Source organism: Limosilactobacillus urinaemulieris (genome assembly GCF_932750685.1).
GTDB classification, from domain to species: domain Bacteria; phylum Bacillota; class Bacilli; order Lactobacillales; family Lactobacillaceae; genus Limosilactobacillus; species Limosilactobacillus urinaemulieris.
Map to the genome: position 1 here is coordinate 28,373 of NZ_CAKOBX010000011.1, position 26,816 is coordinate 55,188.

At 41.3% G+C, this 26,816-nt stretch carries 22 protein-coding genes; 3 read left to right on the plus strand and 19 right to left on the minus strand.

The window, feature by feature from the left end; genetic code table 11:
* Nucleotides 1–159 precede the first annotated feature (159 nt).
* The 4 genes from MR181_RS08035 to MR181_RS08050 are packed head-to-tail and all read right to left on the minus strand — an operon-like array spanning nucleotide 160 to nucleotide 4,898.
* Nucleotides 160–885 carry a LytR/AlgR family response regulator transcription factor gene (locus MR181_RS08035; protein ID WP_191911212.1) on the minus strand — a complete coding sequence of 242 codons (726 nt, stop codon included), beginning with the start codon at nucleotides 883–885 and terminating at the stop codon, nucleotides 160–162.
* Entirely contained in the window at nucleotides 863–2,632 is a 1,770-nt protein-coding gene (locus MR181_RS08040; RefSeq protein ID WP_191911211.1) for a sensor histidine kinase, read from the minus strand. The genes MR181_RS08035 and MR181_RS08040 overlap by 23 nt, the downstream gene beginning before the upstream one ends.
* A 17-nt stretch (nucleotides 2,633–2,649) precedes the next feature.
* On the minus strand, nucleotides 2,650–3,516 hold the full coding sequence (locus tag MR181_RS08045; RefSeq protein ID WP_242336875.1) for an SPFH domain-containing protein: 867 nt from the start codon (nucleotides 3,514–3,516) through the stop codon (nucleotides 2,650–2,652).
* 14 nt (nucleotides 3,517–3,530) lie between these two features.
* On the minus strand, nucleotides 3,531–4,898 hold the full coding sequence (locus tag MR181_RS08050; RefSeq protein ID WP_242336879.1) for an RsmF rRNA methyltransferase first C-terminal domain-containing protein: 1,368 nt from the start codon (nucleotides 4,896–4,898) through the stop codon (nucleotides 3,531–3,533).
* 158 nt (nucleotides 4,899–5,056) lie between these two features.
* Between MR181_RS08050 and MR181_RS08055 the strand changes: the two genes are divergently transcribed.
* On the plus strand, nucleotides 5,057–5,866 hold the full coding sequence (locus MR181_RS08055; RefSeq protein ID WP_191911208.1) for a Cof-type HAD-IIB family hydrolase: 810 nt from the start codon (nucleotides 5,057–5,059) through the stop codon (nucleotides 5,864–5,866).
* A gap of 90 nt (nucleotides 5,867–5,956) precedes the next feature.
* Here the strand turns inward: MR181_RS08055 and MR181_RS08060 are convergent, their stop codons facing one another.
* Entirely contained in the window at nucleotides 5,957–6,205 is a 249-nt protein-coding gene (locus MR181_RS08060) for a cytochrome b5 domain-containing protein (RefSeq protein WP_191911207.1), read from the minus strand.
* Between the two features lie 553 nt (nucleotides 6,206–6,758).
* On the opposite strand from MR181_RS08060, the gene MR181_RS08065 reads away from it, so the two are divergent.
* The gene (locus MR181_RS08065; RefSeq protein ID WP_242336882.1) at nucleotides 6,759–7,958 is read left to right on the plus strand and encodes an MFS transporter; all 1,200 of its coding nucleotides are present in this window, start codon (nucleotides 6,759–6,761) and stop codon (nucleotides 7,956–7,958) included.
* A gap of 70 nt (nucleotides 7,959–8,028) precedes the next feature.
* Here the strand turns inward: MR181_RS08065 and lepA are convergent, their stop codons facing one another.
* The 5 genes from lepA to hrcA all read right to left on the minus strand — a co-directional run bounded on the left by lepA (nucleotide 8,029) and on the right by hrcA (nucleotide 14,841).
* A complete protein-coding gene (gene lepA / locus MR181_RS08070; RefSeq protein WP_148444538.1) occupies nucleotides 8,029–9,864 on the minus strand; it encodes a translation elongation factor 4 in 1,836 nt (611 codons plus the stop codon).
* Nucleotides 9,865–10,035: 171 nt separating this feature from the next.
* A complete protein-coding gene (gene dnaJ, locus MR181_RS08075) occupies nucleotides 10,036–11,190 on the minus strand; it encodes a molecular chaperone DnaJ (RefSeq protein WP_242336885.1) in 1,155 nt (384 codons plus the stop codon).
* A gap of 120 nt (nucleotides 11,191–11,310) precedes the next feature.
* Entirely contained in the window at nucleotides 11,311–13,182 is a 1,872-nt protein-coding gene (dnaK, locus tag MR181_RS08080; protein ID WP_191911797.1) for a molecular chaperone DnaK, read from the minus strand.
* Between the two features lie 21 nt (nucleotides 13,183–13,203).
* A complete protein-coding gene (grpE, locus tag MR181_RS08085) occupies nucleotides 13,204–13,779 on the minus strand; it encodes a nucleotide exchange factor GrpE (protein ID WP_242336888.1) in 576 nt (191 codons plus the stop codon).
* Nucleotides 13,780–13,791: 12 nt separating this feature from the next.
* Nucleotides 13,792–14,841: a heat-inducible transcriptional repressor HrcA gene (gene hrcA, locus MR181_RS08090; RefSeq protein WP_191911795.1), complete on the minus strand. Its 1,050-nt coding sequence runs from the start codon at nucleotides 14,839–14,841 to the stop codon at nucleotides 13,792–13,794.
* A 114-nt stretch (nucleotides 14,842–14,955) separates the two neighbouring features.
* On the opposite strand from hrcA, the gene MR181_RS08095 reads away from it, so the two are divergent.
* Entirely contained in the window at nucleotides 14,956–15,327 is a 372-nt protein-coding gene (locus tag MR181_RS08095; protein ID WP_242336891.1) for a hypothetical protein, read from the plus strand.
* An 87-nt stretch (nucleotides 15,328–15,414) separates the two neighbouring features.
* Here MR181_RS08095 and ribF read toward each other — a convergent pair whose 3' ends face one another.
* The 9 genes from ribF to MR181_RS08140 form a co-directional block, all read right to left on the minus strand.
* The gene (gene ribF, locus MR181_RS08100; RefSeq protein ID WP_242336894.1) at nucleotides 15,415–16,383 is read right to left on the minus strand and encodes a riboflavin biosynthesis protein RibF; all 969 of its coding nucleotides are present in this window, start codon (nucleotides 16,381–16,383) and stop codon (nucleotides 15,415–15,417) included.
* A gap of 14 nt (nucleotides 16,384–16,397) precedes the next feature.
* Nucleotides 16,398–17,297 carry a tRNA pseudouridine(55) synthase TruB gene (truB, locus tag MR181_RS08105; protein ID WP_242336897.1) on the minus strand — a complete coding sequence of 300 codons (900 nt, stop codon included), beginning with the start codon at nucleotides 17,295–17,297 and terminating at the stop codon, nucleotides 16,398–16,400.
* A gap of 58 nt (nucleotides 17,298–17,355) precedes the next feature.
* A complete protein-coding gene (gene rbfA / locus MR181_RS08110) occupies nucleotides 17,356–17,721 on the minus strand; it encodes a 30S ribosome-binding factor RbfA (RefSeq protein ID WP_003716934.1) in 366 nt (121 codons plus the stop codon).
* A 15-nt stretch (nucleotides 17,722–17,736) separates the two neighbouring features.
* Nucleotides 17,737–19,944 (minus strand): translation initiation factor IF-2, encoded by a 2,208-nt coding sequence (gene infB / locus MR181_RS08115; protein WP_242336900.1) that lies wholly within the window; start codon nucleotides 19,942–19,944, stop codon nucleotides 17,737–17,739.
* A 13-nt stretch (nucleotides 19,945–19,957) separates the two neighbouring features.
* Complete coding sequence (locus MR181_RS08120) at nucleotides 19,958–20,269, minus strand: L7Ae/L30e/S12e/Gadd45 family ribosomal protein (RefSeq protein WP_191911789.1); 312 nt, start codon at nucleotides 20,267–20,269, stop codon at nucleotides 19,958–19,960.
* Nucleotides 20,259–20,561 carry an RNase P modulator RnpM gene (rnpM, locus tag MR181_RS08125; protein WP_098044624.1) on the minus strand — a complete coding sequence of 101 codons (303 nt, stop codon included), beginning with the start codon at nucleotides 20,559–20,561 and terminating at the stop codon, nucleotides 20,259–20,261. Before rnpM ends, MR181_RS08120 begins: the two co-directional genes overlap by 11 nt.
* A gap of 18 nt (nucleotides 20,562–20,579) precedes the next feature.
* Entirely contained in the window at nucleotides 20,580–21,815 is a 1,236-nt protein-coding gene (nusA, locus tag MR181_RS08130; protein ID WP_242336903.1) for a transcription termination factor NusA, read from the minus strand.
* A gap of 15 nt (nucleotides 21,816–21,830) precedes the next feature.
* Nucleotides 21,831–22,313, minus strand: a complete 483-nt coding sequence (gene rimP, locus MR181_RS08135) for a ribosome maturation factor RimP (RefSeq protein ID WP_191911787.1) — start codon at nucleotides 22,311–22,313, stop codon at nucleotides 21,831–21,833.
* Nucleotides 22,314–22,427: 114 nt separating this feature from the next.
* A complete protein-coding gene (locus MR181_RS08140; RefSeq protein WP_242336906.1) occupies nucleotides 22,428–26,756 on the minus strand; it encodes a PolC-type DNA polymerase III in 4,329 nt (1,442 codons plus the stop codon).
* Between the last annotated feature and the right edge of the window lie 60 nt (nucleotides 26,757–26,816).

The window sequence follows — 26,816 nt, forward strand, 5'->3', positions numbered from 1 at the left end:
TATCGGCAGTTTTACTATCTTTCATCTACTTTGTACATTACTGATCGAATGATTAACTAGAAACGGGGCACGAAAAACAAAATGTTTTTCTGCCCCGTTTATTATCTTTTTAATATTCCAAAATGATTAACGCATAATCGCAGGAATTTAATTTGTTAACTATACCCCTAACGCCTTCTTAGTAGTAGCAACAAATGACCGGCTCACAGGAATTTTGCTCCCATCATCAAGGGTTAATTCGTAAGTATGATTGAAGCTTGGTTGTAATTCATGAACCTTATTAAGATTAACAACAAAGCTCCGGTGAACACGAATAAACCGGTTAGGGTCTAACAAATTAATGATACTATTGAGAGTTTGCTTACTGACGATTTCCTGATCTTCAGTATGAACAACAGCTTTTCCTGCTTGTGCTTGAATATAAAGAATATTTCGCTTCTGAATAACAATTGTTCGTTCATCATTAGTTAGTGAAATTCGTGGATTCTTCTGTTGAACGGTCACTCCATGACTGCCATTCTGGTTATCCATTAGCCTAACAACTCGTTTAACTGCGTCATTAATTCGCTCTGCCTCAAAGGGTTTTAATACATAATCGATTGCGTCCGCCTCAAAGGCATCCAATGCATACTGGTCATAAGCAGTAGCAAAAACAATGTAGGGACAATTTTCCTTTTTCTTCAAGCCCTTGGCAAATGCCATTCCACTACCATCATCCAACTGAATATCCAAGAAGATTAAATCTGGTCGATTGTTTTTCACTTCTTCTCGAGCAGATTTAATTCCATCAGCCTCATTTATTTCGTCAATCAGGTCATTTTGTTCTAATAGATAACTAAGCTCGTCACGTGCTAATGGTTCATCATCCACAATTAAGACTTTCATTTACTTGTCCTCCCTTTTTGGTAAATGGAATGGAGATACTAACTGTTGTCCCCTGACTACTACTGGTAAAGTGAAGGCCGCTTTTCTTATCATACAATCCGATTAATCGCTGGTTCAAATTATGCAATGCAGTCCCTGAACCATGCTCAGATGGGACTGCCTGTTGGCCAAGACGCTTGATCAAGTCTGGTGAGATTCCCTGACCATTATCTTTAACCATAATTATTAACCGATCCTCTTGCTGGTAGACATCAACGGTTACGTAATTACCGATTTTCCGTTCCCCAAACGCGTGTTTTAATGCATTTTCAACCAAAACCTGAATTGTAAATGGAGGTAGCAAAACATCATCACTAACGGTCGTATGTAGTTGGACATCATATTTCCCTGGAAAACGAGTCATTTCCAAGCTAAGGTAAGCATTAACCTGTTGCCGCTCTTGAGCTAGAGTAATTTGCGTCTCTCGAGCACCAATTAAATTTGAGCGAAAATAGGTACTTAACTGCAGGAGCAACTGACGCGCCTTATTACTATCACGACGCATCATCGCACTAATTGTATTAATCGCGTTAAAGAAAAAGTGCGGGTTAACCTGTGCCTGTAGCGATTTAATTTCGGCATCACGAACTAGCCGGGCCTGCATTTCAGCATCCCCTAAGGCAATCTGGTTAGCAAAGATTCCGCCCAAACCGGTTGCCAACTGAATTTCAACCGGTGTTAGCTTCCAACTATCGGTATAATACATTTTTAAAGTTCCGACTACCCTATCTGTAACTCGCAACGGGACAACAATCGCTGCCTGTAAGGGACAGTCAATATGCGAACAGCCAATCTCCTCAGCATTCCGTGCAACTTTTACCTGACCACTCTGAATTACTGATTCAGAGAGCGTTGTCACCATCGTTTCCCCCGAAATATGGTGATCACTCCCAGCACCAATATGAGCAAGGATCGTGTTCCGATCAGTAATACTAATTGCGTCAAAGTTTGTGTATTTTTTGATAATGCGAACTACTTGCTGGGCTGATTTAACATTAAGCCCGTTACGGAAATAGGGTAGCGTCTGGTTAGTTAGCTTCAGTACCGAGTGAGTCTGTGTAGCCCGAGTTTCTTCTTCCTGACGAAGATACATCGTAATAATTGAAATGAAAATTGATGTCCCTAACGAACTGATTAAAATCATTGGAACCGCGATGTAACGGACCAATAACCATCCCGTTGGACTAAACAGAAAGACGAAAATCATCTGAATTGATTCCATCGATAAACCAACAATAAAGCTCCGCCATGGCGTCATTACCGTAAACGAACTATTTTTATCCTTATACAAATAACCAGACAACAATCCAATCAGTGTTGAACTGGGAATATAAAACCAAGCTTCACTAGCAAAGCCAGCTTGAAACGCCCGGTGAAGTCCAGCGATCAAGCCGACCGAACCACCAACCCATGGTCCACCAATAATTCCTGCCGTAGTTACGGCAAGGATTCTGGCATTAACAACCGAATAGTCATGAGAAACAGCCGTTAGCAAAACTTTATTATGCAGCTCATTAGCCGGGTCAATTTCAATTCCCGTAATATTTGCCATAATTGCAAATAGTGAAAAGATTACCACTAACTGTAACTTTGCCGTAAGTGTTTGGGCAAAGAGACAACGACGAAACGCTGGAATGTTAACCAAGAGGAAAGCACAAATAATAACAAAGCCGACCCGCTCGGTCATTAAAATTGTTAGATATAACATGCGCTTATTAACTCCACTTATTGTTGCGTTCCGGTATTAATTACTGGTTGCGTTCCTCGTTCACTAATGATCGCAACCATAATGTTATTAATAATTTGTAAACGCTGTTCGTCCGTTAATTCTAAATCTGCTTCCTTTGCCAAGCGATCTATTGCATCCTCAGTAATTGATACAGCGCCCTCAACAATAATCTTTCGGGCAGATAAGATTGCTGATGATTGTTGCTTTTGCAGCATTGCACTAGCAATTTCAGTGGCATAAGCAAGGTGGGTCAACCGAGTTTCAACAATTTTTACTCCGGCAACATTTAACCGTTCCTGTAACTCACTTGCTAACCGGTTAGATACCTCAGTTGGGTTACTTCGCAGAGTCAATGCATCCTCGTTTTCAAATGTATCGTAAGGATATTCACTGGCAACGTGACGAATGGCTGACTCACTTTGAATTTGAACAAATTGTTCGTAATCATCAACCGAAAAGAGGGCCTTAGCGGTATCAACTACTTTAAAAACAATTACCGCAGCAATTTCAACCGGATTTCCCTTTGAATCATTCACCTTAAGAATTTGACTATTAAAATTCCGAACCCGAAGAGAAACGGGTTCCTTATCGGTAAACGGTACGGTCATAAATAGTCCTGCATCCCGAATTGTCCCGATGTAATTACCAAAGAACGTTAATGCCTTGGCTTCATTCGGCTGAATAATCGTTAAACTACTCGAAAGGACTAGAATAAGCACCACTAACACAATACCTACTATCATGCTTATTAAGTGACCAAAGCGAAAGCCACTATATATGAGCCAAAGTCCTACTAGTCCACCAAGAATTGCTATTAATAACCCCAAATAACCATTAACATGAAATGCTTGTTTTTCTTTCATTTTATTTAACTCCTCTAAAATCTTAACCCCTTTGGATAAAAGTTTTTCACCGTTTTTTGCACTAATTTTCCAAACCCACAGGAATGTTTATTACAAACTAGCAGGTACCAGCCACTAGCTAGCTCTTTATCAATTGCGATCGTATCACCATGAACATATTGCCGCCACTGCTCTTCACTCAATTCGAGCGTTGTTTTAACTTCAGTCGGCTTTAACGCTAGCGCTAATGCTAACGATGGTTCAAATCGTCGTTTCTTAAATGTCCCAAGATGCAACCCAGGCCGAAGAATATTGAGATCATCAATTTCATCAATTCCGACTGGCAAATCATATAGCTGTTCACCAAACAAAACTAATCTAGTGGGTTGATAGTTAGGAATAACTGCGTCCCGGAAACTATTAAACAGTGCTTGCTGATCCTTAGTCAAGGAATACGAGTTTGCGTGTTTTTTCTTCCGTCGCTTCTTTCGTAAAGGCTTTTCAGTAACAGGAGTACCATAACGAAACTTAGCAATAAAGTGCCCCTCGCCTTTGATATGATGAGGGAAAAGACGAATTGTCTTTGCTAATTCCTGATTGCCATCTGCCCATTCAGGACGACCATGATCCATCCCCGGATATGCTTTAATCTCTTCCATTTGCATTGCGGGATAATTTTTAAGAATCCAACTAGCATTCTGTTCATCTTCTTCAGGAGCAAACGTACAAGTTGAATAAACCAAAGTACCACCCGGCTTTAACATTCTAATCGCTGAAGCAATAATTTTACGCTGACGATTAGCACATTCCGCTGGATAATCTGAATTCCAATATTCAATCCCAGCCGGTTCTTTTCTAAACATTCCTTCGCCAGAACACGGAGCATCGATTAATATTCGGTCAAAGAACTTTGGGAACTGCTTTTCTAGTTTTTCTGGGCTTTCATTCATCACCACTGTATTACGAGTACCCCATCGTTCCAAATTCTCCGCTAAAATCAAGGCCCGCTTCCGAAAAATCTCATTAGCAACTAACAATCCTTGATCCCTCATCAAAGAAATTAAGTGGGTCGATTTCCCTCCTGGCGCCGCACAGAGGTCAAGAACCCGTTCTCCTGGCTGTGGGTTCACCACTTCTCCTACATACATTGCGGAAGGTTCCTGACTATATACCCAACCAGTAACATGATCCAGGGATTTTCCATTAACTTGACCATAATATCCGGTAGGGACGTACGGCACTTTTCCCTTGGCTTGACTAATTGTCTCCTGTGGCAAGCCATCCTTCAGTGGGTTAACCCGAAAGCCGCTAAAACTTTGTTCATTCAATGCTGCTAAAAATGCTGAGGCTTCACTTCCCAACAATTGCTGATACTTAGTTTTAAATGCACTTGGTAGCTGCATTCTCTTAATCACCCCATCACTTTAATCTTAAACAAATTATAACTTATTTTAATCCGTTCCTAAACATTTCCCGAAAGCATTCTTGGAATTCATTTAACTTTTTCTTAATTCCAGGTATAATAGTTAATTATTCGTAATAAAGGAAAGTGACACGCTTAATGGATCAACACCTCATTGCCATCGATCTGGATGGAACCACTCTCAATAATCAGTCAAAATTAACTGCTGAAACTGTTAATACGTTACGGGCTGCTGCTAAGGACGGTCACATTGTTAGTATTATTACCGGCCGGCCTTACCGAATTGCTCAACACATTTACGATCAAATCGGGATTCAAACGCCAATGGTTAATTTCAACGGTGCTCTAACCCATATTCCCCACCAAAACTGGGATAAGGAATATGAAATTGAATTAACAAAAGAACTGGCATTAGATCTTCTGGCACATAGAGAAGAATTGGGAATTGATACCATTACCGTTGAAAGTAAGGAGCATTTCTGGGCGAACCAGGCAACTAAAGATGTCCCTGAATTTCTTCCCAACCACCTTAAGCCTAGTCAGTTACTGAGTGAAAGGAATCTTAGTGATAATCCGATCGCAATGACAATCGAATACCAGCCAGATAGTAAAGAAAAGATTATCCGCGCAGTCAACGACAAATACGGTGACTTCGTTGAACCTCGAGTCTGGGGCGGCCCATATAATATTCTTGAACTAATTCATCGTGGGACCCATAAGGAATCAGGGATGTTCTATATTGCTAAGCAGTACGGGATTGACCGTACCCACATTATTGCTTTTGGGGATGAGAAGAACGATCAAGAAATGATCGCTGCTGCCGGTCGTGGTGTTGCAATGAATAATGCAATTCCTGAAATCAAGGCCATTGCAGATGATGTTACCCCAATCGATAACGAACATAATGGTCTCGCAGAATACTTAAGAGATTATCTGAAATTAGCTTAAAAGCCGCTATAGTAAAAAAGCAACCTAAGATTAACTCAAAATGAGGACAATCTTAGGTTGTTCTATTTTAAATGATTTGCCTAAAGAAAATTAAACTTCAGGATCACCAGTAAATTTACCAATAACTGGCAAATCTTCAAGAACCCGCTTCATATGAAGTGAGCGTTGAATTGCAGCGCTAACGTCATGACCTGCTAAATTGCCATGATGCTTACCGTTACGCCAAGCCGGGACATTACTGACGTCATAAACCACTCCATCAATTGCGACATAAGCTGGGTTGCCATCTTGGCCATTGTATTTTGCAAGTTCTTCAGCAGTAAAGGTTCTTGTAGTCATACTAAAATATTCCTCCCGATACTCATTGTTGATTTTATTATAGCACTTTTAATTTACCGATTAAGACAATCTCAATCAGCACTTTAGTAATAAAACAAAAATGAGATGAAAATTAATTTTATCGTAAATAATACCTATATTATATAACAACTGTCAAAAATATTGTTATAATATAAAAGAAGGTGATTCTGCAATCACTTTCGCTAAATACTTCTACTTGGGGATCACGGTGTGTCATGTTATCGCGATCCTCAATTTTTATTTGATCAGGTTGTCTAAAAAGGTCACGATGTAATACAGTAACATTGCAGCGATAATAAGGGAAAGAACATCTCTAACCTGGCGCCAAATATTTTTTTTCATTCCATAACCCCCTTGAATCAATATTTCATATTATACACCACCTTTCATGCTCAATCGCTAAACTTTTAATTGCATTTTAAATTAAGGCGTGTATAATGCGTTGTCAAACAGGGATTTAATAATCCCAAAGCAAAATAATCGATGTCAGTGAGCATCATTTTGGAGGAATTAAATATGGAACAGACAAGCAATGACCAAAAACCAGAAATGGGTTCTAGCATCTACTGCATCTGGGTTTTCATTAGAAAATATGGATATTATGTTTTTGTCCTTTGCCCTTGCACCAATTATCGCTAGCCTACATATTTCAAGTACGGCTGCCGGATGGATTGGTTCTATTACTAACCTTGGAATGTTAGCGGGTGGTGCGATATTCGGCCTTGTCGGTGATCGAATCGGTCGTGTAAAAACATTTACTTACACGATCTTTATTTTTGCCTTGGCAACTGCTGCAATGTTCTTCGCCCACTCATTACCAGCTATTTACCTTTGCCGTTTTCTAGCTGGGATTGGTGCTGGTGGTGAGTACGGTGTAGGGATTGCGCTAATTGCCGAGAACTTTGAACCTCACCTTATCGGCCGATTGACTTCTGTTGCAGCTATTGGTGGCCAAGTCGGTGCGATTTTTGCTGCTATAATGGCTGCCTACATCATCCCCCATTTTGGATGGAACGCCCTTTTCCTTTTAGGTATTATTCCAGTAATCCTCACCTTCTTTATTCGACGTCACGTTCACGAAAGCCAAGAATTTATTGTTGCCCACCAAAAGACGATTGCTAATCACCAAAGAATTTCTGTTGGTCGTCTTTTTGCTACACCACGATTAGCCATGCAAACTCTTGGCTTAATGATAATGACGATTGTTCAAATCGCTGGATACTTCGGTCTAATGATCTGGCTTCCATCCATTGTCCAAAAGCAGCAAGGACTGTCCGTTTCGAGGTCATCAATTTGGATGATCGCGACCATCGTTGGAATGAGCATCGGAATGCTGGTCTTTGGAACAGTAATGGATAATTGGGGACCTCGCTGGGCCTTTGGCATCTTTCTTCTTGGTTCCGCTACGGTAATGTTTACCATTCTCATGGTCCAAAGCTCCCTTGCCCTCATCCTTGCCGGTGCACTAATTGGCTTCTTCTCTAATGGAATGTTCGGCGGTTATGGTGCAGTTATCAGTCAGCTTTACCCAACTGCCATTCGTTCCACTGCCAACAGTATCATTATGAATGTTGGTCGAGCAATTGGCGGATTTTCATCAGTAGTTATTGGATTGCTGATGGATCACTACTCATTAGGAGTAACAATGGGTTTCTTATCAGCACTTTATATTCTCAGTTTTATTGTTATGTCTTCATTACCTGGGATGCGAAAAATTGCTAATAATCATTAACAACAAACGAAATAAGGTTCAGAGCTCAAACAAGCGAACTCTGAACCTTTTATTATATTGATAATAAACCTTATTTCTCGTCAACTTCCTCATCAGTCTTAAGGACAGCCATAAAGGCTTCTTGAGGAATGTCAACTTTACCAACAGCCTTCATCCGCTTCTTTCCGCGCTTTTGCTTTTCAAGAAGCTTAGCTCGCCGATCAGGATCCCCCGTATGGATTCGTGCAGTAACATCTTTGCGGTAAGCCTTAATATTAGTCCTGGCAATGATTTTTGAACCAATTGCTGCCTGAATTGGGATCTCAAAGTTTTGCCGTGGAATAATCTTCTTAAGCTTAGAAGTAATGTCACGACCCCGTTCCGCAGCAAAGTCTTTATGGGCAATAAAGCTTAATGCATCTACCTTATCGCCATTTAGCAAGATATCAATCTTGACTAACTTGCTTGGCTTATAGTCATCAATCTCATAGTCAAGAGATGCATAGCCACGAGTCGAGCTCTTCAGCTTATCAAAGAAGTCAAAGATAATTTCTGACAATGGAATATGATAGATTACGTTTACCCGCGTATCACTTAAGTATTCCATCGTTTCAAAAATTCCCCGTTTTCGCTGACAAAGTTCCATTACTGGTCCAACATAATCATTCGGAACCATAATTGAAGCTTTAACATAAGGTTCCTTAATATCCTTAATCGATGATGCATCCGGCATTTCAGCAGGATTTTCAACTTCCTTTGTAGTCCCATCTGCTAAGTCAACATGGTAAGTAACGGATGGCGCTGTGGTAATTAAATCAAGGTTAAATTCCCGTTCAAGCCGTTCTTGAATTACATCCATGTGCAACAAACCTAAGAAACCACAACGAAACCCAAAGCCCAACGCTTGTGATGATTCAGGTTCAAACGTTAGTGCTGCGTCATTCAATTGCAACTTTTCTAAAGCATCACGTAAATCATTGAACTTGGCATTATCAGTTGGGTATAGACCAGCATAAACCATTGGGGTCATTTGCCGATAACCTTCTAGCGGTTTAGCAGTTGGATTATTAGCATCCGTAACAGTATCACCGACCCGCGTATCTTTAATATCCTTAATCGCGGCGGTAATATAACCTACATCCCCGGCCATCAGAACATCGCGCGCTAATGGCTTAGGCGAGTTAATCCCGACTTCAGCAACCTCATACTCGGTACCACTATTCATTAGCCGAATCTTATCGCCCTTTTTTACGGTTCCTTCAAATACCCGAACACTAAGGACTACTCCACGGTAATCATCATATTTTGAGTCAAAAATCAAAGCCTTTAATGGGGCCGTCAGATCACCAGTTGGTGCCGGAACCTTCTTCACAATTTCTTCTAGGACCTGATCAACTCCTAATCCAGTCTTTGCACTAACATCCAGCGCATCATCTGTATCAAGACCAATTTCATCCTCGATTTGCTTCTTTGTTCCTTCAGGATCCGCAGATGGTAGATCAATTTTGTTAATTACCGGTAAAATCTCCAAATCATTATCCAAAGCCAGATAAACATTCGCTAAGGTTTGTGCTTCTACTCCCTGAGTAGCATCAACGACTAACACTGCTCCTTCACAAGCAGCTAATGATCGAGAAACCTCATATGAAAAATCAACGTGACCTGGAGTATCAATCAAATGAAAGATATAGTCTTGGCCGTCCTTAGCATGATAAGTTAGGGCAACCGCGTTTAACTTGATGGTAATCCCCCGTTCACGCTCTAGTGGCATATCATCAAGGACCTGATCCTTCATTTCCCGCTTACTAATTGAATCCGTCATTTCCAAAATACGGTCGGCAAGGGTCGATTTACCGTGATCAATGTGGGCCACAATTGAAAAGTTACGAATCCGCTTTTGCCGTTCTTTCATTTCATCAAGATTCATTGTCATGAATTAGTTCACTACTTTCTAAACTTGTAAATACTAATACTAGTATACCAAAGACCATCCGCGCTTGAAAAGCCAATCAAACCAGCATTTAACAAAGCTAAATGAAATAGAATAAGCCAGCAATTCCGCTTCAAAGGTCGGATATTACTAGCTTATTTTGACTCTTTATTTATCTTCAAATGCATCCCGAAGCTTGTCAAGGACGGTTTTCTTAACTCCCTTGACGTCTTCACCACTAGCAGCAGCAAAGGCCATCATTGCCTCTTTTTGACGCTTATTAAGACTCTTCGGTGTATGAACATGAACTGTAACATGTTCATCCCCATTGCCATTGCCATTCAAGTGGGGAACACCCTTCCCCCGAAGACGGAAGTTTGTTTCAGATTGAGTACCAGCAGGGATCTTAAGATTAACATCACCATGAACAGTCTTAACCTTCACTTCATCACCTAATGCGGCTTGGGCAAATGAAATATCTTGATCAACGTAGATCGTTGAACCATCACGTCGGAACTCCCGACTTGGCGTTACACGGAAAACAATGTACAGGTCACCATAAGGGCCACCATTTTCACCGGCATCACCTTGGTGTTCTAACCGCATTTGTTGACCATCATCAATTCCTGCAGGAACCTTAACTTCCAATTCATGCCGTTCATGAATATGCCCAGAACCATGGCACTTAGTACACTGATCTTCCGGCTTAATGATCTTACCAGTCCCGTTACACTCAGGACAGGTGGTTTGGGTTTGAATATTACCAAGGGGCGTCCGCCGTACGGTAAGAATGACTCCACTACCATGACACCGTGAACATGTTGCGGGAGACTTTCCAGGTTTTGCACCACTCCCTTTGCAGACGTCACATTGGGCATCCCGTTCATACTTAATTGTTGTGGTCTTACCAAAAACAGCATCCATAAAGTCTAACGTCATTGAATATTGCAAATCACGACCCTGACGTGGTGCCGTCGGATCAGCTTGACGACGACCACCGCCGCCAAAGAATTGACTAAAAATATCACCAAAATCGCCACCGGCAAAGTCACCATAGCCTTGTTGACCACCGAAGCCACCAAATCCTTGACCAGCTCCTGCATTTGGTCCTGCTGAACCAAACTGATCATATTGGGCCCGTTTTTGTGGATCACTCAGTACTTCATGCGCTTCATTAATCTTCTTAAATTTTTCTTCAGCACCAGGTTCATGGTTAATATCCGGGTGGTATTTCGCTGCAAGTTTCCGGTAAGCCCGATTAATTTCTTTTTCAGAAGCATCCTTTTTTACACCTAGGATGTCGTAGTAACTTTCTTCTGCCATACGGATCCTCCATTTATATTGCTTGTTTAGTTATACCATACATGACAAACGAAAGTAAAAGCCAAAGTCCTTTTCTCCGGCCTTTGGCTTTTAACAATTGTTTATTAACGGCTGATAGAATTACTTCTTGTCATCTGGGGTAACGTCCTTAAAGTCACCATCAACGGTCTTGCCATCATCGGAACCAGAATTATTATTGTTTCCGTTAGTGCCATTATTACCGGCATTACCTGTTTGACCGCCTTGAGCACCTTGGGCTTGTTGGTAAAGCTTTACGCTAAGATCTTGGATCACCTTATTTAATGCGTCCTTCTTAGCCTTCATATCATCTAAGTTGCCGCTTTCCTTAGCCTTCTTCAAGTCGTCACGAGCACTTTCGGCCTTCTTAATATCTTCTTCAGGAACCTTACCCTTAACTTCCTTCAAAGTCTTATCTACTTGGAAGAGTTCTTGGTCAACTTCATTCTTCAAGTCAACCTCTTCCTTCTTCTTCTTATCAGCTGCTGCGTGTTCTTCAGCATCCTTCTTCATTCGTTCAATTTCTTCATCACTTAAGCCAGAGTTAGACTTAATAGTAATGTTTTGCTTCTTATGAGTTCCTTGATCCTCGGCAGAAACGTTAACGATCCCGTTCTTATCGATATCAAAGGTAACCTTAATTTGAGGAACACCACGAGGAGCAGCTGGAATGTCAGTAAGTTGGAAGTTACCTAAAGTCTTGTTGTCAGCTGCCATTGGTCGTTCACCTTGAAGAACATGAATATCAACAGCAGATTGGTTATCAGCTGCAGTAGAGAAGATTTGGCTCTTGGATGTTGGAATAGTAGTATTCCGGTCAATCAACTTGGTGAAGACACCACCCATGGTTTCAATACCAAGTGAAAGTGGCGTAACATCAAGTAAAACAACATCCTTAACATCACCAGTAAGGACACCACCCTGGATAGCAGCACCAAGGGCAACCGCCTCGTCTGGGTTAATAGAGTGGTTAGGTTCTTTACCAGTCAATTCCTTAACCATTTCTTGAACAGCTGGAATACGAGTAGAACCACCATTAAGGATTACTTCATCAATATCATCAAAGGTTAAGTCGGCATCCTTCAAAGCATTCATAACTGGTTGCTTAGTCCGTTCAACCAAATCATTAGTTAATTGGTTAAATTGTGCCCGACTTAATGTCTTTTCAAGGTGTAGTGGACCATTTTCACCAGCAGAAATAAATGGCAAACTGATTTGAGCTTCTTGAACACCTGATAAGTCCTTCTTTGCCTTTTCAGCAGCATCCTTCAACCGTTGAAGAGCCATCTTATCCTTAGAAAGGTCAACACCGTTTTCTTCCTTGAAACCGTCAATTAACCAATCCATGATCTTCTTATCGAAGTCATCCCCACCAAGGTGAGTATCACCATTAGTAGAAAGAACTTGGAAGACACCATCGCCCAATTCAAGGATGGAAACATCAAAGGTCCCACCACCAAGGTCATAAACAAGGATCTTTTCATCCTTGTCTTTCTTATCAAGACCATAAGCAAGTGATGAAGCGGTTGGTTCGTTAATGATCCGCTTAACATCTAATCCGGCAATCTTACCAGCATCCTTAGTGGCTTGACGCTGAGCATCATTAAAGTATGCAGGAACAGTAATAACTGCTTGGCTAACTGTATCACCAATGTAATCTTCAGCGTACTTCTTCAAGTATTGAAGAATCATTGCAGAAATTTCTTGTGGAGTATACTTCTTACCATCAACCTCAACGGTATATCCGGCTTCACCCATATGACTCTTAATTGATGAAATAGTATTAGGGTTAGTAATTGCTTGACGCTTTGCTACTTCACCAACTTGAGTTTCACCATTCTTAAATGAAACTACAGATGGAGTTGTCCGACTTCCTTCTGGATTTGTAATAATCTTTGGCTCGTTACCTTCCATAACGGCAACGGCGGAATTAGTAGTACCTAAATCAATACCAATAATTTTGTTACTTGCCATTGTTTATTCCCTCTCTTATTTTTATTGTGCAACTACAACCATTGCGGGACGAAGAACCCGATCCTTTAATTGATAGCCGGCCTGGAGTACCTTCACCACTGTTTCGGCCTTCTGATCACCTTCCACCGGTACTGTTTGCACTGCCTGGTGAAGGGTCGGATCAAACGGCTTACCGTCTGCATCAATCTCAGTAATTCCGTGGTCCTTTAATGCACTGATTAAGTGGTCATGAACCATCTGGATCCCCTTCTTTAGCTGCTGACCATTTTCGTCATGAACTTCAATCGTCAGTGCCCGTTTAAGGTTATCCAAAACAGGTAAAACGGACTTGGCTAAATCTTGACCATCATACTTTAGTAGTTGAGCACGCTCTTTCTTAAAGTGGGTAGTCATATTCTGAATTTCTGCTTCAGCCCGCAAATACTTATCGTCCTTCTCATCTAATTGCTGTTGTAAATCTTTAACTTGACTTTCTAATTTTGTCACTTGAGTCTGTAACTCTTTAACATCAAACTGGTCGTTTTTTTCAGAAGCAGCATTTTTACTTTGGTGCTTTGCTTCCTTACCTGTTTGCTTTGCAGCTTTGTCTTCTGCCAATCGACTCGCCTCCTATGAATCGTAGTAATGACGGTAAAAGTTTAAAAGTCGTTTTGCTAGCTCCTGACGGAATGCATTCACTAAACCAATCGTCCGTGAATAAGGCATTCTTGTTGGACCTAGTACCGCAATAATGCCCTTACCATATTGGTCAACATCATAAGTTGCCGTGATCAAACTATAATTATCTAAGGCCTTATCTTTAGAAATCTCAGAACCAATTTTAACGTTTACCCCATCATCAGAAACATTTGAATCTAATAGATGCGACAATTGATCGTTATGGTCAAGCAAACTATACAGTGTCTGTAAGTCAACCGAATCATGCTTTTCTGAGAAATCTAAGAGATTTAACCGGCCGCCAACAAAGAATTGCTCACGTGCTGCCCTTGACACGACACTATCAAACAGATCCAAAAAGCCATCTGCACTTTGCATATAGTGCATCACCCGAAGCGGAATATCATCATTCAGTCGTTTCATCACGTTAGCTAATGGCTGCCCCACTAGCTGGTCATTAATCATCCGAATAACGGCCTGAAGAGCATCTGTATCGTAATTTCGTGGTAACGTAAATGCCTGACTTTCGACATCACCGCTATCAGTGACTAAAATGGCGATTACCTTTCGATTACCTAACGGAACAACCCGAAAGCCGCTCAACCGGACATCGGCTTGTTCGGGCTTCAGTGTAAAGGCTGTATAGGAAGTAAGATCAGATAAAATATCAGCCGAGTGCGAAATGATCTCATCAATCTTTTGAAAACTTGTTCCTAGTGAATTTTGGATTACTACTAAATCATTGTCAGTAATAACCTCTGGATCAAGCAAATGGTCAACATAATAACGGTAACCCTTTTTAGAAGGTACCCGTCCTGAAGATGAGTGCTCTTTGGTAACAAAACCAACTTCTTCAAGAACCCCCATTTCATTTCGAACCGTAGCAGAGCTCACCTTAAAAGGCAACTGTTCTGCCAGGTGTTTTGACCCAACAGGTTGACCTGTTGCGGTATATTGACGTACAATCGCTTGCAGGATCTTGTTTTGACGCTGTGTTAGCATTTGTATCACTTCCCCTTTTAGCACTCTATAGGGTTAAGTGCTAAACACATGTATAATATAACAATCTGAATAGTAAAAGTCAAGAAACGTCAAATAAAATCTAGGAGTTTTTTAATGAAACATAAGAAGCAACGATTTATTCAGCCAAGTGGTCCCGAAGATGCTATGCGAATTATTCAGAAGCTCTTCAATAGTTACAGGAACGCCCCCTTAACAAGGGAGCTGCTTGACTATCATAATAATTTGATTAATCGGTTACAGACTGATATTCACGATGCCGTAATAAAAGCTAATAACGAGCATCTCAGTAAAGATCTTGATGAAATGATAGAGATCATGCGTCGCTGGGTTTCAATTCGCCTATCGAACCGCCCGTTCAACGCTAAAATGCGCCACTTCAAGTTAGTTACGGACGGCGGCACAAAGTTTAAGCGCCATATTCATAAAATTAATCAATCAACCAATCATCGGGCAAGTCGTCATTGATAAAGGAAAAAGACCGGAAAAGCAAAATGCTTCTCTGGCCTTTTCTATAATTAACGGTTTCTCAACTTCCAAACTCAATTGAAAGAATTAAATTAATAGTTGTTGTATGTCAGGAGTAATTTTTTGTAAATTCTGGCGGGCTAACTGTTCATCCTGCCTCATCTGGACAACAAGTTCGTCAGCACCACTAAATTTCATTTCACCACGTTGATAATAAAACCACCGAACCCTGACTTCTTCACCGTATACCAGCTGATCAAAGTCAAAAAGGTATATTTCAACAGTAAGACTATTTTGATCACCAAAAGTAATGTTATGACCGACACTTGCCATCCCACCATACCATTTTTGACCAATCTGCACTTGAACAGTGTATACGCCAATACCAGGAAGACGTTCACCTTCAGGAGTTTCAACGTTAATTGTAGGGAAGCCCAGTGTTCGTCCTCGTGCCAAACCATGAACAACGATTCCCGTTGTCGTGTAATAATAACCGAGCATCTGATTAGCCAGCTCAACATCCCCCCGATCGATAGCTTTACGAATAACCCGTGAACCAATCTTATGGTTGCCATTACCGGTAAACTTGGGAACCGTAATTACGTTAAATCGGTCGTTAGCATACTCCGGCAAACGCGCCATTGTTGCCACCGCAGCTTTACCGTAAGTATGATCAAAGCCCGCCACCACAATTTTGGCGTGAAATCCAATTAAATATTGATCAACGAATTCTTGTGGTGAGAGACTCGCAAATGAAGAAGTAAAGCTAACTAAATATACCAAATCAACCCCTAATTGTTTTAGAAGATTTAACTTTCGTGGCGTTGTTGACAGATATTTAAAACCACCAGGATATTGTTGATAAACGATTCCAGGCGCATGATCATAAGTTAATACCGCTAGCGGGAGGCCTTCCCGTTCAGCAACCCTTTTGGCAGTATTAATCACTTGTTGGTGACCACGATGAACACCATCGAAGAAGCCCATTGCGAGCACTACTGGACCAGCAGGCACTAACTCTTTCTGCAATGGGTGGTGGATCCTTATTACTTCCACTTGTTCTTCCTCCTTCACTTTACAGAGAACATCTTTGTTGGTTTATATCCTTGAGCAGTTAAGTGGTATAGTGCCTTAGTCGACCCATCATATTTCAGGACCACATCACTTGCCACCGTTTGTAGCTCATCTTTCTTAAGCCAACCCCCATGCTGAACAGAATGCCATTGTGCCGGAGTTAATTCTACTGCTGGATATTCTTTTAATGCATAATCAATTGGGTAAAGATGCCGGTTGATTGTTTGGTGAGCTACCGCATCTTGAATATCGTTCAGGCTCAACGTTTGATCAAGTGTAAAGCCGCCACTTTCAAGTCGGGTTAGCCATTTCATCGCACCAGGATAGCCAAGTGAGCGCGCTAAATCAACGACAAGTGTTCTAATATAAGTTCCCTTACTACACTTTACCTTAAAATAAACGTGTTGTTCTTGGTGTATTGGATCATATTCGTTCCGACACATTATAAAACTACTAATTATTGCCTTCCGTCGTGGGCGTTCCACAATTTCACCAGCACGAGCATATTCATAAAGACGTTTACCATTTACCTTGACGGCAGAGTACATTGGCGGAATTTGAATAATTTCTCCCGTCATTTTCTGCATTGCTGTCTTAATTAGTTCACTACTAATTGACGCTTCAACTGGCTTAGTTTCAATCACTTCGCCGTCAAAATCTTCAGTCGTTGTTGCTTTCCCAATTACTAGTTCTCCCTGATATTCTTTACCAGACTGCATCAAATATTCTACCACTTTAGTCGCATTACCGACACAAATTGGTAATACACCATCAACAGACGGATCCAACGTCCCTGAATGGCCAATTTTCTTAGTTTTTAGTATTCGCCGCAATCGACTAACACAATCAAAGCTTGTCATTCCACGTTCTTTATACAAGGGAATAATTCCATCCATATAATTCTCTCCATAAAAAAACGAACTAAGAGATAGCTCCCAGCTCGTTCATCCTTAATTACTTATCTTGTTCTTGCTGGTGAAGCTTATTGATCAGTTGATCAATCCGACTTCCGTAGGCAATTGACTTATCTCGTTCAAATTTAATTTCAGGTGTTTTGAAAATATTCAACCGTGCACCTAATTCACTCCGAATTAAACCAGTTGCCTTATCCAAACCAGCTTGAACTTTTTCCATATCAGAAGCTTTATCGGACAAGATACTGTAGTAAATTGTTGCTTGTTGAAGATCGCCAGTAACATCTACACCAGTAATGGTTACTCCTTGTACGCGAGGATCACGAACCCGCTTTAAGAGAATATCGTCAACTTCACGTTGAATTTCTTGAGCTAACCGATCAACACGATATTGCTTATTAGGCATTTTATTCACCTCGGTTTACTTAACTGGTACTTCCTTCATTTGGTAAGCTTCAATAACATCATTTTCCTTAATGTCATTGTAATTTTGAATTGTCAAACCACATTCAAAGCCAGCCTTAACTTCCTTAACATCATCCTTGAACCGTTTCAAACTACCAAGTTCACCGCTATAAACGACAATCCCGTCACGAACAAGCCGAACCTTGGAATCACGGGTAATCTTACCAGAAGTTACCATTCCCCCAGCAATTGTCCCAACCTTGGAAGCCTTGTAGATTTGCCGTACTTCAACTTGACCAATAGTTTCTTCTTTATAAACTGGTTCAAGCATCCCCTTCATTGCGTCTTCAACTTCTTCAATTGCGTTGTAGATCACCTGGTGGAGACGAATATCAATTTTATTTGAATCAGCTAATGACTTAGCAAGCGAAGTTGGCCGCACATTGAACCCAATAATAACGGCATTAGAAGCTTCAGCTAATGTTACATCGGATTCATTAATTGCGCCAACAGCTTGGTGAATTATATCAACCCGAACACCATCAACCTTAATCTTTTGAAGACTTTGACTAAGTGCTTCTACTGAACCTTGAACATCGGCCTTAATGATTAATGGGAGAGTCTTCATTTGCCCCTTCTTCATCGTATCAAATAAGTTATCCAATGTAACGTGAGAAGTCCGTTTCCGTTCCTCTTCTTGGGCTTGTTCTGCACGCTTCTCACCAGCAGCACGAGCAGTCTTTTCATCGTCAAAGACAACAAAGCGGTCCCCTGCTTCCGGAACAGAATTAAGTCCGGTAATCTCGACAGGAGTTGATGGGGTTGCTTCCTTAATCCGCCGACCATTTTCGTTTGTCATCGTCCGAACACGGCCATAAGTGTTTCCAACAACAATTGGGTCACCAACATGCAAAGTTCCTTGTTGTACCAGAACGGTAGCAACAGATCCCTTACCTTGATCGAGTCGTGCTTCAACAACGGAACCAGCAGCATTTTGGTCTGGGTTAGCCTTCAATTCCATCATTTCAGCTTGGAGTTGAATCATATCAAGCAATTCATCAATGTTCTTCCCAAACTTAGCTGAGATGTTAACAAAGATTGTGTCACCACCCCAGTCTTCTGGAATCAAGTTGTACTTAGCCAATTCCTCAATTACCCGTTCTGGATTAGCACCTGGCTTATCAATCTTGTTAACCGCAACAATAATTGGTGTTTTAGCGGCTTGGGCGTGGTGAATAGCTTCAACGGTTTGAGGCATAACACCATCATCTGCGGCAACAACCAATACGGTAATATCAGTGATATTAGCTCCCCGAGCACGCATTTCAGTAAAGGCAGCGTGTCCTGGCGTATCCAAGAATGTAATTAGATCATCCTTGTAATGAACTTGGTAAGCACCGATTTCCTGAGTAATTCCCCCAGCTTCATGTTCAGTAACATGTGAGTGACGAAGCTTATCAAGTAACGTAGTCTTACCATGGTCAACGTGCCCCATAACCGTAACAACTGGCGGACGAGAAACTAAGTGATCCGTATTGTTTTGCTCTTCTTCAAACATCTTATCGATATCTGAAATGTCTTCTTCAACCTTTTCCTTAGCTTCAATGCCGTAATCAGTTGCCAACAATTCGATCGTATCTTTATCTAAGGATTGGTTTTGATTAATCATTACACCGAGCATAAAGAGCTTTTTAATAATTTCGGCTGGTGAACGGTGCAAGATTTTTCCAAGATCTTGCGCATTCATTCCCTCGGTATATTCAAGAACATCTGGTAATGGCTTATCCTTTCGCTGAGTAGGTTGTTGATGCTTAACTTCACGAAGGCGACCATTGTTGTTATGTTTCTTGTTTCGCTTTTTGTTTTTCTTGTTGAATCGCTTACCCTTTCGACCAGATTCATTTAAGCTGCCACCAAAGCGACCGTTGTTATCATTTTGATGACGGTTATTGCTTTGGTTTGTTTGCTTAGAGGAATGGTTGTTATCATGATGCTTTTGATCATGATGTTCATTTTTCTTGTTATGGTTAGCCTGCTTTTTTGATTGGTTAGCGTCATTCTTGTTGTTCCCCTTAACAACTTGACGTAACTTTTGTGCTTGATCAGGTGTTACAGATGACATATGGCTTTTAATATCCATCCCTTGATCCTTAGCTACATTTACAAGGCTCTTGCTTGGCATCTTGAGTTCTTTGGCTAATTCATAAATTCGTTCTTTGGCCATGTACTCACGCTCCTTAATTCATCGTTAGTAGTTCCTCAAACTTTCTTGCAAATCCAGATTGCGTTACACAAATAACAGTTCTTGACTGTCCAATTGCTTGACTTAGTTGTTCTTTAGTAAAAAGTGTACAGAGTGGAACCTTGTAAAAGGTACATTTATCCGTAAACTTCTTTAGTGTTGCTGAACCAGCATCCTGAGCTAAGAAAACAAACTGGGCTTTTCCTGTTTGAATTAATTTTAAGACACCGCCTTCGCCACTTTGAATTTGTTTGGCGCGGCGTGCTAATCCGAGTAAGTTTAAAACGGATTGTTGATTATTTTTCATTGTTACCAAATAAAGCTTGTCGTGCTTGAAGGTGATCCGTGTATTGAATCAATTCATCATAAAATGAATCATCCAACTTAACATGAAAAGCCTTTTCAAAGGTTTTTTCTTCCTTTGCCCGCTTAGCGATCTCTACATCTACTGCAATGTATGCGCCCCGACCGGACTTCTTACCGGTTGGATCAAGCGTAACTTCGCCTTCCTTGTTCTTAACTACCCGGATTAATTGTCGCTTCGGCATCATTTCGCCGGTAACAATATCTTTACGCATCGGTACTTTTCTCTTTTTCATTTATTTCACCCCGCTGCTTTAATCTTCTGAAGCGTCAGTTTCTTCTTTGAGTGTATCAGTACTATTTTCCATCTCAGAAGCCGGCTTAATATCAATCTTATACTTTGTTAACCGTGCAGCTAACCGTGCATTTTGACCCCGCTTACCAATTGCAAGTGAAAGCTGACTATCAGGAACTACAACCGTGCATGAACGTTCTTCAGTTGTTGCAACAGGTTCCGCTTCCTCAGTATTCTCCATCTCAGTTGCGGCATCGGTGTTTTCCGTTACAGAGGCATCAGTTGAATCTTCTTCTGATTGTTCTTCAGTAACTGGAGCTCCTGATTCATTAAAAATAACATCCAGAACTTCCGCAGGATTAAGAGCATTAGCAATAAATTGAGCCGGATCCTTAACATATTCAACAATATCCATGTTCTCACCGTCAAGTTCATTAACAATTGCTTGAACACGTGAACCACGAGGACCGACACAAGTACCAACAGGATCAACGTTTGGATCATTGGAATAAACAGCTACCTTAGCACGATCTCCAGCCTCACGGGCAATATTCTCAATTAAAACTGTCCCGTCCTTGATTTCAGGAACTTCCCGTTCAAATAGCCGTTTTAATAATTCTGGAGCTGTTCGACTGACAAAGATTTGTGGACCATGACGATCATCATTTACTTTTGAAACGTAAACCTGGATCCGATCGTGAATGTGGTAGTGTTCATTAGGCATCTTATCCCGGTAACCCATGGCACCTTCAACACCATCACCAAGGTCAACCCACGTAAAACGTTTATCCTCACGAGAAACTTCACCAGTAATAATTTCATTCTCGTAAGTCTTGTACTTATTATAGATGATCTTGCGTTCTTCTTCGCGTAACCGTTGCATTACCACTTGCTTTGCTGTTTGGGCTGCAATTCGGCCAAAATCACGTGGCGTAACTTCTTCACGAATCTCATCACCAACATCGTATCCTTGGCCATGTGGCAACTTTCGCGCATCAGCAAGGCTCATATACTCGTTCTCATCTTCTTCAACCAAGTCTTCATTATCGGTAATCGTTTTAACAGCGTAAACCTTGATATTACCAGTAACCCCGTCGAAGTCAACTTCAACGTTCTTTTCACCGTAATTTTGCTTATATGCGAGTTCCAAAGCCTGTTCCAAGGCTTCAATAACAATTTCCTTCTTGATCCCTTTTTCCTTCTCTAAGTAATCTAGAGCGGCGATCATTTCAGTGTTTGTTTTTGTTTTGCTCACCTTTTAACACTCCCTTTAAATCTTACTAAAGTCGATTGCCAATCGTGCTTGTGCGATCATTTTACGTTCAATCTTAATTCGACGCTGACGAGTTTTATCCATATATTCCAATGTTAGTTCGTCAGGCGTAAGTTCAACCAACGTTCCCTCATATGCCTTTTTCCCTTCTATCTGCTGGTAAAGGGAAACGTGAATATAATCATTGATTGCTCGCTCATAATCAGCTTCCTTCTTTAATGGACGTTCGGCACCAGGAGAAGAAACCTCAAGGAAATATGCCTGAGGAATTGGATCAGGCTCGGTGCTATCAAGTGCCTCACTTAGTTCATCACTAATATCTGCACAGTCTTCTAGGGTAACTCCCCCATCCTTATCAACATAAACTCGTAAGTACCAGCTTTTGCCTTCCTTAACAAATTCAAGATCGTAAAGGTAGCAATCATGCTTGGCTAAAATCGGCTTAGCTAATCCGGTTACTATTTCAACGACATTGCTCAACTGCGTCACCTCCATTATTTGCAATAAAAAGAGCGAGCATCTCTGCTCACTCCAACGAGTTATTTACCATAATTAATTGTAGCATGAACTTGCTCAACTAGCAAGCAACTATCCCTAGAACAGACTTAATTGGTTTTCATCCGGCAGCCCGTCTAGGACATGGTTCTGAGTAAGAAAATCTATAATTGTCTGGGAAACCTTTCCCCGCTCAGCTAGGTCCTGCTTCGATAGGAATTTCTTTTCTTCACGAGCAGCAACGATCTGCTTAGCAACATTCAATCCCAAACCAGGAACTGCACGAAATGGAGCAATTAATGAATTACCATCAATTAACCAGTTGCTTGCATCAGATCGCTCAAGATCAACCATCTTGAACTTAAAGCCCCGTTCTAGCATTTCATTAGCTAATTCGAGGATCGTCAATAAACTCTTGTCCTTAGCGCTTGCGTCGTTTCCTTGCGAACTAATCTCTTTCATCCGTGTCTTAACGGCATCTTTACCGTGTGACATTGCAACTACGTCAAAGTCATCAGCACGGACAGAGAAGAAGGCACAGTAATAAACAAGCGGGAAGTATACCTTGAAGTACGCAATCCGTAATGCCATCAGAACATAGGCGGCCGCGTGAGCTCGGGGGAACATGTATTTAATCTTCAAGCATGAGTCCATGTACCATTGCGGAACATTAGCCTCACGCATTTTCTTTTGCCAATCATCAGGGATTCCCCGACCGTGACGAACTGATTCCATTACCTGGAATGAGGTTTCAGAATCAAGACCATAGTGAATTAAGTCGGTCATAATGTTGTCCCGGCACCCGATCACATTGGCGATTGTTGCAACGCCCTGTTTAATTAACTCTTGAGCGTTGTCCAACCACACGCCCGTTCCATGAGAAAGTCCGGAGATTTGCAAGAGTTGCGAATAATTCTTCGGGTGGGTATCCTCAAGCATTCCCCGAACAAAACGGGTCCCGAATTCTGGTAAACCAAGAGTTCCCGTTTTACTTTGGATCTGTTCTTCACTGACCCCTAATGCCTCGGGACTAGAGAATAAACTCATTACTCCCGGATCGTTCATCGGAATAGTCTGTGGATCAACCCCAGATAAGTCTTGTAATGCACGAATCATCGTTGGATCATCATGTCCCAAAATATCCATCTTTAAAATATTATCGTGGATGGAATGGAAATCAAAGTGAGTTGTTTCCCAAGCTGCCTCTTGATCATCAGCCGGGTATTGAACTGGCGTAAAATCATAAATCTCCATATCATCAGGAACAATAATAATTCCAGCCGGGTGCTGTCCTGTTGTTCGTTTAACACCAGTAGCACCATGAGAAAGCCGATCCTCTTCCGCTCCTCGGAACTGCTTATCCGTATCACGTTCATAGGCCTTAACATAGCCATAGGCAGTCTTATCAGCAACAGTACCAATCGTTCCCGCACGGAAAACGTTCTTTTCACCGAACAACACTTTCATGTAGTTATGAGCAATTGGCTGGTAGTCTCCAGAGAAGTTCAAATCAATATCTGGAACCTTATTTCCCTTAAACCCTAAGAAAGTTTGGAACGGAATATCATGACCATCCTTAACTAATAGCGTTCCGCACTTAGGACACTTTCTTTCTGGAAGGTCAAATCCTGAACTGTATTCCCCCTTGGTATAGAAGTGGGAATAATGACACTTCGGGCATCGATAGTGTGGTGGCAACGGATTAACCTCCGTGATACCAGACAGCGTAGCAACCACACTTGAACCAACGGATCCCCGAGAACCTACTAAATAACCATCTTTATTTGACTTTGCTACTAGCCGTTGAGCAATCAGGTAAATTACCGAGAACCCGTTTTTAACAATACTATTTAGCTCAAGTTCAACCCGGTCTTGAACAATCTTTGGTAACGGATCACCATACCATTTCTTAGCAGTGTCCCACGTACGATCCTGAATTTCTTGCTCTGCTCCCTTCATATGAGGAGTATAGAGCTTATCCTTAACCGGACAAATACCGTCATCAATCAGATCAGCAACCTGATGGGTATTTGTGACAACGATTTGATGAGCCTCATCAGCGCCAAGAAAACTAAATTCATTAAGCATCTCATCCGTTGTCCTAAAATGAACATCTGGTCTTCTAGTTCGGTTAAGTGGATTAGCACCACCTTGAGAATTGATAAGGATCTTACGGTAAATGGCATCATGAGCATCTAAATAATGGACATCCCCCGTTGCAACAACTGGCTTCTCTAGGTTTTCACCTAGTTTAACCATGTTCTTCAAAATATCTTCCAAGTGGGCATCATCAGCAATAACCTTCTGCTCTAATAATGGCTGGTAATTAGGCTTCGGCTGAACTTCAATAAAGTCATAATACTTAGCCTTTCGCTCAGCTTCAGCGAATCCTTTTTCCATCATTGCGGTAAATACTTCACCAGAAGAGCAGGCAGTACCCAAAAGGAGTCCCTGGCGATACTTAGTTAGAACACTACGCGGAATCCGCGGTACTCGTGCAAAATACTTAACGTTAGACAGTGAAACCAACTTATAGAGGTTTTTCAGTCCTGCTTGAGTCTGGGCAAGAATCGTAACATGAAATGGTCGCGCATGCCGATAAGCATCATTATCAGTCATGTGTTTATTCAAGTCACTGATTAGTTTAATTCCATACCGCTTTTCCGCATCCTTTAAGAAGATATGCAGCAGCTTCCCTGTTGCTTCGGCATCATAGTTTGCCCGGTGGTGGTGTTCAAGAGCAACCTTGAACTTCTTACTTAAGGTATTCAAACGATATCCTCGCATATGAGGATAGAGGAACCGGGCCAACGGTAAAGTATCAATAACAGGAGCCGTAATTTCTTCCATGTTATGGCGACGGTAACCAGTATTCATGAACCCCATATCAAAGGAGACATTGTGACCAGCAATAATGCACCCTTCACAGAAGTCCCTAAACATCTTAAAGACTTCTTCCTCGCTTTTTGAGCCTTGAACCATTTCATCAGTAATTGATGTTAGGTTAGTTGTCTGTTCAGAAAGAGGGAACCCAGGATCAATAAATTCATCAAACCGCTCCAAGACTTCACCATCTTTCATCTTCGAAGCGGAAAGTTCAATCACCTTATCATAAATAGCTGAAAGCCCCGTTGTTTCAACATCAAAGATAACATATGTCTGACCATCTAGCGGTGTGTCATTTTCGTTGTACACCAACGGGATCCCGTCATCAACCACGTTTGCTTCTACACCATAAAGCATCTTAATTCCTGTTTTTTTAGCTGCCTTAAACGCTTCTGGGAACGCTTGAACATCTGCGTGATCCGTAATTGCAATTGCAGGCTGTCCCCATGAATGAGCACGGTTAGCTAATTCGGTAATTGAATTAGTGGCATCCATTTGACTCATTTCTGAATGGGCATGTAACTCAATTCGCTTATCATCAGCCGGCGCTTTGTCCTGACGCTCTTCATGCTTAATTTCATTAACGTCAAAGGCATTAATAACTAAATCATGCATCCATGTATCTTCTTGTACCGGCCCACGAACTTTAAGCCACATTCCCTCTTTGATATTTGCAAATTGGGCTTCATCAGCTTCATTGCGAGAGAATTTCTTTACCGCAAACGAAGAAGTATAGTCGGTAATTTCAAATGTCAGTAATTGCCTACCTGAGCGTAGTTCCCGTACCTCAGTACTAAAGACATAGCCCTCAACGACAACCGAGCGTTCTTCCTCAGCAATATCTTTCATTTGCTTAACTTCTTGAGAATCATTAATTACTCGGCCAAGTTGAACAGGTCCATCGGCAGGAGCAACCTTACTTTGCTGCTTTTTCTTTTTAGCAACGTTATTCTTTTTAATCTGTTCCATTGCTTTAGCAGCAAGTGCGGCATCGTCTGCTTCATGCTTGGCCTTCAATTCCTTAATCCGGGCCTCCGAAGCAGATTCATCAACAAATGGGTGAATCCGAAATTTAGGAAAACCAAGGTCAACATAGTCCTCTTCAATCTTTCCTAAAATATTTTTAATAAGGAAGTCTTTCATCATCTCGTTTTCAATAACAAGAGTTACTCGACCGTCCTTAACCTCAGGTGCTGTCTGTGTACAAACTTGTTGAGTCATCGGTGAATCAGGTGCCGTTTGCCGGACTACATACTCCCAATAATCACCAATTAGTTTGGGATCAAGATCAGTCATTGGACTGCTAATTTTCACCCGCGTATTAGCAATATCCCGAAAACCAATTTTTAGTGCATTAGAAAATTCACTAAAAAGGTTAAATGGTAACGGCTGTCGAAGCATTAAATGAAATTCCCATAAACGCGAATCCTTATGAACCACGACAGATTGAACCTTTGCATCATGAAAGGCAGGGTTATCTTTTTCGGGAAAGTGAATTTGTTCAAGTAGCTTTTGAAATAATTCTTGTCGTGATAAACTCACTTTTTATCCTCCTACAATAAAAAGTGGCGCGTTGATAAATTAAATTCTACCATCGTCACC